We start from the raw sequence: 13861 nt of genomic DNA on the forward strand, positions 1-13861 counted from the left end.
TTTAGTAACAGATTCTAAAGATTAGAAACCGAATTAGAGGATAAAAAAAAGATTTTGTTTCACGCAGATTCTGCAGATTAAGGCAGATTTTATTTTAAATGTTAAAAAATAATCTGCGCATATCTGCTTAAATCTTTTTAAATCTGCGTGAAATAAATTAATCACAATAAAATCCTTTTTAATCTTTTAATCTGTGGCAAAATATAAAAATAACAAACAGTACATCAATATGAAAAGATATATCACATCGTTGGCTTTTGTTTTGATGAGTATTGTGATGGTTGCCGGTTGCAGCAGCGATGACAAAGGCTCAGACAAACCAGTAGAACCAGAAAAAACAAACCCTGTTGCGATTGAGAAAACCAACAGCACCAAAATTTATATGCACTACATGCCGTGGTTTGAAACCAACGAAAGCAGTGCCGATAAAAAATGGGGATATCATTGGACAATGGCAAACAAAAATCCGAACAACGTAGGGGCAAACGGCCGAAGAGAAATTGCATCGTACTATTATCCGCTGATTGGGCCTTATCACTCAGGCGATAAAAATGTGATTGAAAATCATTTATTGATGATGAAATATTCAGGAATTGACGGAATTCTCATTGATTGGTACGGTACTTACGATGTAAACGATTACGGAATGATTAAAGAAAACACAGATCAGTTAATTGAAATGCTCGACAAAGTTGGTTTAGAATATGCCATTGTATACGAAGATCGATTCTTGACAAATGTTGTAAATGCAGGAAAAGCAATTTCCGTAACCAGTGCAGCAAAAACAGATTTGGCATATGTAGAAAAGAATTATTTTTCTGATGCTAATTATATTAAGATTAATGGTAAACCGCTGTTAATGAATTTTGGACCAATTGTTTTGAAGACCCCAGCTGAATGGACAAATGTCTTTAATACTTTAACAGCAAAACCAACTTTCTTGACACTTTGGGATCACTCTTCATTGGCAGGAGAAAATGCTTCTGGAGAATATGCTTGGGTATACAAAGACAATAGTTATTTGACAAACTTTTATACCAATACAAAACCAAAATTGGGTGTAGCAATGGGAAGCGCTTATCCAGGTTTTAAAGATTTTTATGCCGCAGGCGGAGGCGGCGCTGCTATTGGATGGACTATAGAACATAACAACGGAGCGACACTTGATGAAACTTTGACTTTGGCAAAAAACGCCAATGTAAATTACCTGCAGCTGATTACGTGGAATGATTTCGGTGAAGGAACCATGATTGAACCAACGGTTGAGTTTGGTTATTCTTTTGTTGAAAAAATAAAAACTTTCGCTGGAGTAAAAAACACAGAAAGTACATTTCCAGATATCAGCAAATTGTATGATTTACGCGTACAGAAAAAAGGAAATGTCGAGGCCCAGAAAAAACTCGATCAAGCTTTTAATTATTTTGTTTCTATGCAACCTGCTAAAGCAAAACAAGTAATGAGCGAAATTAAATAGAGCTGTAATTAATACAATTTAAATAATGAAAAACAGAAAATATAGATACTGTCTTGTGGCTTTAGCATCAATGCTGGTTATGGCCTGCAGTACTAAAAAAACGTATAAAATCAGTTCTCCTGAAAAGATCTCTGAATTAACTTTTGAATTAACGCCTACTGGACAGCCTCAATATAGTTTTTCTTCTAACGGAAAATCGGTTATTGAGCCTTCTCTTATGGGATTTGAGTTTCAAGGCTTGGCCAAAATGACTGATGGTTTTGAAGTCGTTTCTACAGAAGAAAAAGCGGCAGATGAAACTTGGGAACAACCTTGGGGAGAATTCAAAAAGGTAAGAGATCATCATAACGAACTCATTGTTCATTTAAAAGAAGCAAAAGGCGAGGAGCGTTTAGTTGATATTATATTCAGAGTTTTTGATGATGGAGTTGGATTTCGTTATGAATTTCCAAAACAGCCTCATTTAGGAAAAGTTAAAATCTCTAATGAAGTAACGCAATTTACTTTTAAAGATAATAACGAAGTTTGGTGGATTCCAGTTCACCGCGAAAATAGTTATTACGAAAGTGAATATCGTAAAACATTAATGAGTAAAACAGATACGATTAATACGCCTGCAACTTTTGAAACTAAAGACAAATTGTATGTAGCCATTCACGAAGCCAACTTGACAGATTTTGCTTCAATGACGCTTTTAAAAACTACAGACAAACAGTATAAAAGTGATTTAGTGCCGTGGGCAGATGGTGTAAAAGTATATGCAGAAACACCATTTAAAACACCGTGGAGAACTATTGTTGTGGGTAAAACTCCTGGAGATGTAGCAACTTCGACTATTATGCTGAATTTAAATGAGCCTTCAAAAATTGAAGATTTATCTTGGATCACTCCTTCAAAATATATTGGAATCTGGTGGGGAATGCATTTAGAAAAATATACTTGGGGACAAGGGCCAAAACATGGTGCGACAACAAAAAACACAAAAGAATATATTGATTTTGCTGCGAAAAATGGTTTTGACGGAGTTTTAGTTGAAGGATGGAATGAAGGCTGGGACGGAGACTGGACTGCAGATGGTTCTGCATTTAGTTTTGTAAAAGCATATCCAGATTTTAATTTGGAAGAAATCACTAAATATGCTGCGATGAAAAATGTTCGTTTAATAGGACATCATGAAACAGCTGGAGCAACCAAAAACTACGAAAACCAACTGGAAGATGCGTTTAAATTGTATCAGAAAATGGGAGTAAATTCAGTAAAAACAGGTTACGTAAACAAGTATTTGGATAAAAAAGAATGGCATGATAGCCAATATGGAGCGCGTCATTACAGAAAAGTAATCGAAACTGCCGCCAAATATCATATCATGATCGATAACCACGAACCAATGAAAGGAACGGGTTTACAGCGTACATATCCAAACTTTATGTCTCAAGAAGGCGGACGCGGACAAGAATATAATGCATGGTCTGTAGACGGAGGAAATACACCAGAGCATTTAACAACTTTGCCATTTACAAGAATGCTTTCTGGACCATTTGATTACACGCCTGGAAACTTCAATTTTGATTACAAAACTCCATCTGGAGCAAAAGTGCAGACTACTTTGGCAAATCAATTGGCATTGTACGTGATTATTTTCAGTCCGTTGCAAATGGCTTCAGATTTACCTGAAAATTACGAAGGCAAACCAGAATTTCAATTCGTAAAAGATGTGCCATGTACTTGGTCTGATACTAAAGTATTAGATTCTAAAATTGGAGAATACACTACAATTGCTCGTAAAGATTGGGATGAGAAGAATTGGTATTTAGGTTCAATCACAAATAGAAATGCAAGAGACTTAAAAGTAGCTTTGTCATTTTTAGATAAAGACAAAGAATACGAAGCAGAAATCTATGCAGACGGACCTGGAGCAAATTATAAAACCAATCCGTATCCAGTTACAATCTCTAAACAAAAAGTAAACAGCAAAACTGTTTTAAATATCAAATTGGCAGCTGGAGGAGGAACAGCAGTAAAATTCTCTCCAATCGAAAAATAGTTTTTTTAAGATTCTAAGATGCTGAGAATCTGAGTTTCTAAGCTTCTGAGAATCTAAGTTTATAAAGTTTTATTTTGAGTTAAGTAAGTTTAAGTTTGGTAATAAACCCGATAGCTTTAGAGTTATCGGGTTTATTTTTTTGTTTCAGGTTTTAGGTTTGAGAAACTTTGAGGATGATTTTTACCGCAAAGAACACAAAGATTTACGTAAAGTTAGCTAAGATTCTTTAAGAGTCATTTAAAAATAAAAAGTTCGCAAAGCTTTATTAAAAACAAAACTTTGTGAACTTTTTATTTAAACTCTATTTAGATTTTCAAAAAATACCTTTGTGTACTTTGCGTAAATCTTTGTGTTCTTTGCGGTTAAAAAAAACTCAGTACCTAAGAATCTCAGCACCTTAGCACCTTTACTTAGTAACTTTAACATGTTTTCCAAAAGTATACACCGCTGTTATTGTTGGTCCGTTGTATCCCCATTTTAAGAAACCGTTTAAACGTTCTTGAATTGTATCTATTCTAAAATTTAAGCCAGTATAGCCCGCAGTAAGACTAAAGTTATTTACTACATTATATAAAACCGATAAATTATAGCTTATGATTCGGCCATCGGTGTCATTAATTTTTACAGCAAGATAATTTACGTTGGCATATAAACCCCAGCGTTTTCCGAGAACAAATTCTCCCCATATTCCAACATCTGGAAGCGGAGCAGTAAAATTAAAGCTATCACGATATTCTACACTTTGCGTATTCGCATTTAATTTTAGGCCTAAATCTGTAAAAAGGACATGCGCACCAATTAACAGTCCCGCTTGATATTTTGGTTTGGATAAAATAGCATAACCATAAGCAATTCTAGCAATCTGTACATTAAAAGTACCACGAACACTTCCGTTAATTGGATAAGTATGATCTCCGAAATTAATATCTCTTTGCAGCGTTTTTGTTGCAGTTCTGTCTAGTACAAAATATTCAAAACCTAATCGAGATCTTTTGGATATACGCCAGTCAAATGTTCCTAAAAATGATACGGTCGACTTAGAAAATCCTAAATCATTTTCAAGATCAATTTCAGTTCCTATATTTCCGTTATTGCCTTCAACCTGAACTTGGGTATTATTTACAGGAAAAAATCCACCCGCAGAAACTTTAAATTTTCTATTGTGCCACGGCAAATCTTCTAAAGATGTATCTTGGAAATCATCTTTTCCAGTTTTTACAATTGTTGTTAAGTCTTCGTCTTTGCTGGTTTCCGCAACTGTTTGAGCGTTTAGCGGAATCCAAAGGAGCATCATTACCAAAAAAATAAATAATTGTTTCATTAGAGTAGTTTTTTAAGTTTTTATTAGGTAATATTTAACAATTAAAGTTAGTAAAAATAATCGTTCATTTTTGTTTTTAAGATCGAATTATTTTTATGAAGTTGTTGGTTGTCAGTGAAATAAGAATTTGTCTTAAAAAATAGTTGACATGTCACTCTTTTTTGTAATTTTGTCCCATGGAAATTAAACATACCGATAAAGAGAATTTTTCAAATTTTTGGAAAGAAGAAATATCAGATAGTTTCTTCTTTCAGATTCACCGTATAAAAAGAGCAATTTTTAGACGAACTAATGCGTTAATGACAGAAGCGGGAATCACCTTGCAGCTGGAGCAATTGCCATTACTGATGGTTTTGCATCATAAAAGCCTTTCTCAGAGAGAATTGTCAGACAAAACAATGCGTGATAAATCGTCTATTTTGAGAAGTATTTCAGCCTTAGAGAAAAAGAACTTAGTTGAGGTGGTAAAAGACAAAATAGATAAACGTAAAAATATCGTGAGTCTTACTGATGAAGGGATTTCACTAGCAAAAAGCATCCGATTGCTGATGAAAAGAGCAGAAGAAGAGGTAATGTCTGTTTTTTCGCCAAAAGAAAGAATAGAAGCATTGAATGCCGTAAGGTCTTATGCAGATAAGTTAGAAACGCTCTAATTTTTTTTAAACTTAAAAAGTTGATATATCAACTGATTTTTAAATAATTATTTTGAATAAATGAAAAAAAATGAATTGTTAGAAGGGCCAATCCTTTCTTCATTATTAAAATTAGCAATTCCGATTATGATTGCTAATTTGCTACAAGCCGCGTATCAGTTAGTTGATGCTTTTTGGGTAGGACGCTTAGGAGGCGATGCTGTTGCAGCGGTTTCGATAAGCACACCCGTAATATTTTTAACCATTGCTTTAGGAACCGGATTGGCGATTGCAGGTTCTATTTTAATTGCACAATATTTTGGAGCAGGAAACCAGAAAATGGTTAATCACGTGGCGGCACAGACTTTGTCAATGGTAATTATCGTTTCTATTTTCTTATCGATTGTAGGATATATTCTCAGTCCATATTTCTTATATCTGTTAAAGGTAGAGCCTACAGTTTATGTTGATGCATTAGGATTTATGCGTGTAGCATTTGTAGGTTTAGTTTTTAGTTTCGGATTTATGATTTTTCAATCGATTATGCGTGGAGTTGGACGTGTAACGTTGCCCGTTTATATTGTTTTAGGAACGGTTATTTTGAATTTTGCATTAGACCCGCTGTTTATTTACGGATGGAAATTTATTCCAGCTTTAGGCGTTAAAGGGGCTGCTTTGGCTACTTTATTTACACAGCTTTTGGCTATTATAATTGGATTTGCAATCTTGTTTAGAGGAAAACACGGAATTCATCTTCGCATTTCAGATTTTAAACCTGATTATAAACACATAAAAAGAGCTTTTGAAATTGGTTTTCCTTCTTCAATTGAACAATCTATGCGTGCGTTGGGAATGATGGCTATTACATTTTTAATTGTTCGTTTTGGAACTTTAACGGTTGCATCGTATGGTGCGGGCTCCAACTTAATTCAGCTTATTTTAATTCCTGCTTTAGGTTTATCTATGGCGATTGCTACTCTTGTTGGACAAAATATTGGTGCTGGAAATGTTGATCGTGCTGCCGAAATTTCAAAACTAGGAGCTTATCTAGGTTTTGGACTATTGACTGGTCTCGGAATCATAGCGTATATATTTGCACCATATTTAATCGCTTTTTTTGTACCAAATGATCAAGCAGTTATTAAAGGAGGAACAGAGTTGCTAAGAATTACTTGTCTCTCTTGGGGATTTTTAGGATTGCAACTGTGCCTAACAGGAGTTTTTCGCGCTGTAGGAAACACAAAATTGCCAATGATTCTAACTTTGGTTTCGCAATGGGTAATTCAATTTCCATTGGCTTATATTTTATCTCACAATACTTCTTTAGGCAAAATCGGAATTTGGTGGGCCTTTCCAACAGCTTCTGTTTTAACCGCTCTTATTACGTTAATTATTTATGCAAAAGGAGATTGGAAGAAAGAAAGACTTACCGGTAAAACCAATAAATTGATTGATAAGGTTGAAAGCGAAATTGTTAAAGAAGGATTTGATATTTCTAAATAAAGTTCCTGACATGTTAAGACACTAAGGTTCTAAGATTTTTTGAAGACGCATATTAATGCGTCTTTTTTTTAAATTTTTCTTACATTTTTTTGATATTGAAAAAACAAAAAATCAGTATCTTTCAAACTTTGTAAATAAAAACTTAGCATCTTAGTAACTTAGCAACTCTAAAAATGGCCAAAAATCTAAAGCGTTATTTCGTAAAATCTGTTATTATATTAGCCTTAATTCACTTAGCTTACTTTTTATATGGTTATTTTACTTTTGAAGGCATAAAGAAAATCGACATCTACACCGAATTTTATCGATTTAAATTTTACGATGACGTTTCAATTTCGCACTTCTTTGTAAGTGGTTTGTTTTTACTTGTATTCTTGATATTTTTAATTCGAAACCATTCTAGAGAAAATTACAAAGGAGGAAATTTGCTTAAAATTGGCATTTGTCTACTATTTATTTCATTTCTGACCTTTTCATTTTTCGTTAGCTATAGTTTCGGAATGAATGCTAAATTGAAATCGGAATTATCTGAAAATGATTTTAATAAAGACAAAAAACTTTTGAATGTATTAAATCCATTTTTATATAAATATACTTCGTATACTTCTGAAAAATTGTTCAATTACGAGAATATATTATATCCAAAACCTTATCCTGTAATTAAAGAAGTAGATACTATCGAGCCTGGCGAATATCCTATTACAGAAGACAATTATTATAGTATCGATACCATAAAAGTTTTAACAAGCACTTTTGATAAAACAACAAGTAAAGCAGATAGTATTTTTGAAATTATGGGTTTTGATAAAGAACAACTGCACAAAAGAATGATTTCAAAAAGGATTATAGGAGATAGCACAGCCATTATTTTTAAAAGTGTTCCTGTACATCCAGAACACGACGAGGATATTTGTATTTTCCTAGAAAACCAGTCTTTGTTTAATCCAGTTTATGGAGATTCTATTGACAAACAGCAATATCAAGCCGCTGTAGATCGATATAAATTATTATATAATACAAAGAAAGATTCGTTAACATATACTTTTCAGAAATTGGATACACTTCTGAAGAAATACAATATAGAAACAAATTTGATTCCGAAATTGCTGACTCAAGATGCATATCATTACAGAGATAACCACGGGGAACCTTTAAATAGAATTCGAAATGATTTTGATAGAAAAGCTTTAGCAGAAAAATTTACAACTTTAGATAAATTATTTTATCAACCAAATTACTTGCATCCTAATATTACTACAATCTACTTTGCTGTAATTGTGATAGTTTGGATCTTTTTGTTTTTGTTTTACATTCTTTTCAATAAGAAAAAGGTCTAATTGCAATAACAATGGCAAAATCAACTTAAATTTTCAATTGATTTTGCCATTGTTATTGCAATTAGACTTTTACTAAACTCTATGATAATCTGCTTTCCAGTGTACGATTGCTTTTTTGATTGCATTTCCAGTTAAGTTATTTTTTAAAACGTCTTCAACAAGTGGAACTAATTCGTTGTCTGGCGCAAAACGCAACGCAAATATTTGATCATCTGTAAGCTTGTATTCAAATTCTTCAAATCTTTTCCCTGTAAGGGTAAAGTAGCGGTAACGCATTTCTAAACGTACAATTCTGTTTTGAAGCGTTAGTGCATAATGCTGTCGCAACATGTAGGCTACTGCAAAAAGGAATACAAAAGCTACGCTTATAAAACCCCATATTAAATGATCTTCTGTTGTAATAGCCAAATAAACGCTAGCAATTAAAAATAAAATTAAAACAGGATAATATATAAAATGGTGCGGAGTATAAAATCGTATATGATTGTAATATGTCTGGATTTTCATGTTTTTATGTTTAAATGGCAGCCTATAAAAACAAAGCTACTCTATATTTCTATAGAGTAGCTTTTTCCCAAAAATAAACTAACATAACCAATGTTCTCTTTATAGACTAAACTTTTTACAGTTTGCTTTGTAAATTTTAATAAGAAGAAAGCCTTTCCATTTCGTTTTTCAAATCTTCAATATGGCTTATTTTTCTTTGATGTAAAATTAGATCGAGAGCGGTTAAATTTTGTTATACTTTAAAAGGAAAAAGTTACATGATTTCAATATTCGTATTTAAATTGTATAAAAAAGAATCTTTATAATAAGGTTTTAATGACGCTCCATTCCTTTAATTTATCTTGAAAAGTCTTGCCGGCATTGGCGGGACTTGTTGATGGAAGTGTAAACGTTTTATATTCCTTTGTCAAGTGAACATATTTTTTAAAAAATGCTGCTGCCTTTTGTCCGTTAAAAAGAATACTGTCTATTTTAGAGTGAGTTGCTAAAAAATGTTCGAAATCATTTGCGATTTCGTTTTTTATGGCACTGTCCAAGCTTCCAATACGATCGCAAAATTGTAAGACATCCCATAATGCGATATCATTTTTAATTAATAAGCTTTTTCGTATTTCGTAATCATTAGAAAATTCTTCTCCCAAAATCTGAAACATTAATTTCCAAAAGTTATTCTGATTATGACCATAATATTGATTGAGTTCCAAAGATTTTGTTCCAGGCATAGTGCCTAAAATCAGAATTTTAGAATTTGGAGAACTAATAGGAGCAAAGGAAAAACTTTTCATGTTTTAATAAATAATGGCTTATGTTAAAATAAACATTTATAAGGAATTATAAAACAAAACTGAAAAATTATATAACATTTTTGGCCTGTCTTTAAGCGAACTTTGATTCTCAGATTTTTAGCAAATAATCTGTTTAAGGAATTATAGAATTTTAAAATCCGGCGAACCATGAAAATTGTTACTATAAATACAGAAAAAACTCAAAATATATTTGATGAACTTCAGACTAGTTTTGGCGGAAAGGTGACTTTTGATTTAGACGAATATGCACTTAAAGTAGAAAACGACTTTGCAGAAGGTTCTATTATTGGAGCTTCCTTTAATGATAATATCTCATACGTTCAGTTTGATATGACATTTTCTGGAGATGTCAGACTAGATTTTCTAAATGTAAAATCGTCACCTATTTATTTTGCTTATTGTTCTAAAGGTAATCTTTCGCATAGTTTTGGGTTAAGTGGAGAAGAGCGAAAATTGAAAACCTTTCAGACTGCAATAGTAACATCAAAAGAAAATCAAGATAATGTTTTATTTTTTGAGAAAGGAAAAAAAACAAAACTCACCTTAATTATTGTCGGAACTGAGATTGATGATACCAATCAAGCCCATTCTTTAAGTCAGCAAGTAAAAGATACTTTTTTTGAGAATAATCAAGTAACAGATTTCTTTTATATAGGATCATATAATTTGCAGATTGCAGAAAAAATAGAACAGCTTAATTCTATTACACAAAAAGGAATTGTTAGAAATTTGTTGAAAGAAGGAATAATGAGAATTATTCTTGCAATGGAAATACAACAACATTCTGATGATTTATATGCTTTTGCAAATGAGTCAAACGGATTGACTTTGAGAGAAATGGAAGAAATAAAAGAACTTTCAGAATTCATAAAAACAAGCCCGGAAGAAGCCTTTTCAATCAAATCTTTGAGTAAAAAATCTGGATTATCGCCAAACAAACTTCAAGAAGGCTTTAAAATGATTCACAATCGTACTGTCAACGATTATATTACACACATGCGTGTTCTTAAAGCCGAAATCCTAATCAGAACATCCGATCTAAATATTTCAGAAATAGTGTATTGCATTGGTTTCACCAGCAGAAGTTATTTCTCTAAAATATTTAAACAAAAATTCAACTGCAGCCCAAAAGAGTATAAGTTTAATTTGAATTCTTTGGCTATTACGGCCTAGCGGTCGGAGTTGCTGAGATTCTGAGGTTCTAAGTTTTTTTGAGAGAACTTATGGTTTAGCATAAAAAAACTGTCGCTAGCTCAAAAGCATAATTATATTTTAAGTCGCTAAGATTCTAAGGTTTTTGGAAAAGCTCAGAATCTTACCAACTTAGTATCTCAAAAAAAAAGTACTGTCGCTAGCTCTAAAGCACATTATATATACAATAAGGTTCTAAGATTCTATAGTTTTCAAAAAAAACTTAGAATCTTAGAACCTTAGTTTCTTATTATCTAAAAAATTTATACATTTGCATAACTAGTTATATAATTAATTATTTGTTATGGAATTTTTTGATAAAGTTGGAAAAGCGGCATTAGGTAGCCGTTTGCGTTTAATGACTGCTATTGTTACCGATGATGCTGCGAAAATATATGAATTGTATGGAGTTGATTTTGTGCCGAAGTGGTTTCCTGTATTTTATACATTGGCAGAAGAACGTGAAATAACCATTACTGAAATTGCCAATGAAATTGGTCATTCTCAGCCTTCTGTCAGCAAAATCATTCAGGAAATGATTGGTGCAGGATTAATTCAAGAAAGCGCAAAAACAGATGATAAGCGTAAGAATAATGTAGCACTTACTGAAAAAGGAATTTTAATTTCGAAGAAAATCAAGCAGCAGCTAGAAGATATTGATGTTGCAATTGAAGGGATAATTACTGAAAGCAAGCATAATTTGTGGGCAGCATTGGAAGAATGGGAGTTTTTACTAGAGCAAAAATCTTTAATAAAAAGAGTTAGCGAACAAAAGAAAAAAAGAGAAAGCAAAGATGTAAAAATTGTAGAATATAAACCAGAATATCAGCAAGCTTTTAGAGAATTGAATGTAGAGTGGATCTCGAAATATTTTGAAATGGAAGAAGCCGATTATAAAGCGTTGGATAATCCTGAAGATTATATCTTGAAAAAAGGAGGAAAAATTCTTGTGGCTTTATATGAAAATGAACCTGTAGGAGTTTGTGCTTTGATTAAAATGAACAATTCCGAATATGATTTTGAAATGGCAAAAATGGCCGTTTCTCCAAAAGCACAAGGAAAAAGTATTGGTTGGCTTTTAGGAAAAGCAATTGCCGAAAAAGCAAAAGAACTAGGAGCAAAAAAAATATATTTAGAGAGTAATACAATCTTAAAACCTGCAATAAACCTATATTATAAATTAGGCTTCGAAAAAGTTTTCGGTCTTGAAACTCCGTACAAAAGATGTAATATCCAGATGGAGTTAGTGCTTTAAGTTGCTAAGGTTCTGAGATACTAAGACTCTAAGAAAAAAAACTTAGAACCTTAGTATCTCAGTATCTTAGAATCTTTTCTATCTTCCAAATCGATAATAATCTAAATCTGTATTTTTTTTGTTATTGAGAGAATCCAGGATTGAATTCATTCCGATTACACTGAAAGTAATTCCGTTTCCTCCGAAGCCTAGAATATAATGTTCATTTTTTCTCGGATTAGGTTTTCCAAAGTAAGGAAGACCATCTTTGGTTTCTCCAAAAGTGCCTGCCCAAGAATAGTCAATTTTAAAATCTAAATCTGGAAACCTTTTAAAAAATTGCTTTAAAAGATACGCTTCTTTTTTAGGAAGCAATTTATCTCGTTTTGTTGTATCCTTAAAATCCTCATCGCCGCCGCCCATTATGATACGATTATCTTCTGTAGTTCGAATGTAATGATATGGAGAAGCGGTATCCCAAAAAATAGTGTTTTTAAAATGCTCTGGAAGATCAGACTGACTTTCAGAAGTGATAACATAAGTACTTTTTAAATCGACTACTTTTTCTTTTAAAGTTTCTGTGCTTTCATAACCGGTGCAATGTATGATGTGATCGGCAGTAATAGTATGTTTGGAATCTGTAGTGGCAAGAATTCTGCCTTTTTGATGCTGAATGGAAGCAATGTTAGTTCGGTCAAAAATTTGCATTCCCTTTTCATGGCAATGAAATAAAAGATCGGTTGCCAGTTTAAAAGGATCCATAACAGCGGCTGTTTTAGATTCTACCCCAGCAATTGCATTCAATCCCATTTTTTGCAATTCAGATCTGCTCAACCAGCTTATTTCAAAACCATGCTGTTTTCTGGCTTTGAATTCATTTTTTAAATAGGGAACATCTTTTTTTAAAGTAGTGAAATAAACACTTTTTTTAAACTCGAAACCACAATCGCAACCAACAGTATCAATTATGTTTCGAAGATCAAAAATGGCTTTTTTTCCGTTTTGATAACTATCTATAGCACATCTAGCACCACGAAGTTTTATTAGTTGATGCAACGGAACATCAATTTCGTACTGTAATAAGGCCGTACTGCCTGAAGTGCTTCCACCGCAGACATCGCGACGGTCTACAAGAACAATTTTTTTTCCTTCATTTAATAATTTATATGCTGTTAAAGCTCCTGTTATGCCACCACCGATGATTAAAATGTCGGTATGGATATCAGAATCTATTGAAGGGTAACTTTGTTTTATGGCATTTTTTAAAGGCCAATAGGTTTCAGTAGAGCTCAGTTTCATTTTTTGGTTATTTTTTTAGTGGTGCTTTTGGCAGGTTTTTTAGTATTATTTGGTTTATTATTTTTTTCTTTTTTACGGCTATGAACTTCTTCTGCTTCCGCAATAGAGTGAGATGTTCTTATAGTGATGTCTTTTTTTGCCAATTTGCTAAGGTGATGGTAATATTTCTGAATAATGATCATTTCTTCTTCAGTCATGTTTTCTATATCAACAAGACTATTGCTCGATAAATCGTTGGATGCCACTAATTCGTTTAGTTTTAATTGAATAGCAAGCGAATCTTTATTTTGCGCTTTTTGAATTAAGAAAACCATCAAAAAAGTAATGATGGTTGTACCTGTATTAATAACCAATTGCCAAGTTTCGGAATAATTGAAAATTGGTCCCGAAGCAGCCCACGCGATAACAAGAAAAAGAGCTCCAATAAAGGCTGGTGTGCTTCCGGCAGCTTTTGAAACTTTAGAAGCAAACTTTTCGAAAGCGCTGCTTTTATGTTGAGATATAGAATTCATT

Annotated in this window: 12 protein-coding genes; 7 read left to right on the top strand and 5 right to left on the bottom strand. The window is 32.7% G+C overall.

The window, feature by feature from the left end:
- Positions 1-229 precede the first annotated feature (229 nt).
- Positions 230-1474, top strand: coding sequence for a glycoside hydrolase family 71/99-like protein (locus JC605_RS20285; protein ID WP_198857919.1), 1245 nt, complete (start codon positions 230-232; stop codon positions 1472-1474).
- 25 nt (positions 1475-1499) lie between these two features.
- A complete protein-coding gene (locus JC605_RS20290; RefSeq protein ID WP_198857920.1) occupies positions 1500-3518 on the top strand; it encodes a glycoside hydrolase family 97 protein in 2019 nt (672 codons plus the stop codon).
- Between the two features lie 406 nt (positions 3519-3924).
- Here the strand turns inward: JC605_RS20290 and JC605_RS20295 are convergent, their stop codons facing one another.
- On the bottom strand, positions 3925-4839 hold the full coding sequence (locus JC605_RS20295) for a hypothetical protein (RefSeq protein WP_198857921.1): 915 nt from the start codon (positions 4837-4839) through the stop codon (positions 3925-3927).
- Positions 4840-5015: 176 nt separating this feature from the next.
- Here JC605_RS20295 and JC605_RS20300 point away from each other — a divergent pair, with 176 nt between their 5' ends.
- From JC605_RS20300 to JC605_RS20310, 3 genes are all read left to right on the top strand, one after another.
- Positions 5016-5492: a MarR family winged helix-turn-helix transcriptional regulator gene (locus JC605_RS20300; RefSeq protein WP_198857922.1), complete on the top strand. Its 477-nt coding sequence runs from the start codon at positions 5016-5018 to the stop codon at positions 5490-5492.
- Positions 5493-5552: 60 nt separating this feature from the next.
- Complete coding sequence (locus JC605_RS20305) at positions 5553-6974, top strand: MATE family efflux transporter (RefSeq protein WP_198857923.1); 1422 nt, start codon at positions 5553-5555, stop codon at positions 6972-6974.
- A gap of 173 nt (positions 6975-7147) precedes the next feature.
- Complete coding sequence (locus JC605_RS20310) at positions 7148-8311, top strand: hypothetical protein (protein ID WP_198857924.1); 1164 nt, start codon at positions 7148-7150, stop codon at positions 8309-8311.
- Positions 8312-8383: 72 nt separating this feature from the next.
- On the opposite strand, the gene JC605_RS20315 is transcribed toward JC605_RS20310, so the two are convergent.
- Together JC605_RS20315 and JC605_RS20320 are read right to left on the bottom strand one after the other, a co-directional pair.
- Positions 8384-8818 (bottom strand): DUF6526 family protein, encoded by a 435-nt coding sequence (locus JC605_RS20315; protein WP_198857925.1) that lies wholly within the window; start codon positions 8816-8818, stop codon positions 8384-8386.
- Between the two features lie 299 nt (positions 8819-9117).
- Entirely contained in the window at positions 9118-9603 is a 486-nt protein-coding gene (locus JC605_RS20320; protein ID WP_198857926.1) for a DNA-deoxyinosine glycosylase, read from the bottom strand.
- Positions 9604-9771: 168 nt separating this feature from the next.
- Here JC605_RS20320 and JC605_RS20325 point away from each other — a divergent pair, with 168 nt between their 5' ends.
- Together JC605_RS20325 and JC605_RS20330 are read left to right on the top strand one after the other, a co-directional pair.
- Entirely contained in the window at positions 9772-10797 is a 1026-nt protein-coding gene (locus JC605_RS20325) for an AraC family transcriptional regulator (RefSeq protein ID WP_198857927.1), read from the top strand.
- Positions 10798-11119: 322 nt separating this feature from the next.
- Positions 11120-12070, top strand: a complete 951-nt coding sequence (locus tag JC605_RS20330) for a bifunctional helix-turn-helix transcriptional regulator/GNAT family N-acetyltransferase (protein ID WP_198857928.1) — start codon at positions 11120-11122, stop codon at positions 12068-12070.
- A 78-nt stretch (positions 12071-12148) separates the two neighbouring features.
- On the opposite strand, the gene JC605_RS20335 is transcribed toward JC605_RS20330, so the two are convergent.
- Positions 12149-13348, bottom strand: coding sequence for an FAD-binding oxidoreductase (locus JC605_RS20335; protein ID WP_198857929.1), 1200 nt, complete (start codon positions 13346-13348; stop codon positions 12149-12151).
- Positions 13345-13860 carry a low affinity iron permease family protein gene (locus JC605_RS20340; protein WP_198857930.1) on the bottom strand — a complete coding sequence of 172 codons (516 nt, stop codon included), beginning with the start codon at positions 13858-13860 and terminating at the stop codon, positions 13345-13347. Before JC605_RS20340 ends, JC605_RS20335 begins: the two co-directional genes overlap by 4 nt.
- Position 13861: the final 1 nt, after the last annotated feature.

Source organism: Flavobacterium sp. IB48 (assembly GCF_016405855.1).
Classification (GTDB): Bacteria; Bacteroidota; Bacteroidia; order Flavobacteriales; family Flavobacteriaceae; genus Flavobacterium; species Flavobacterium ginsengisoli.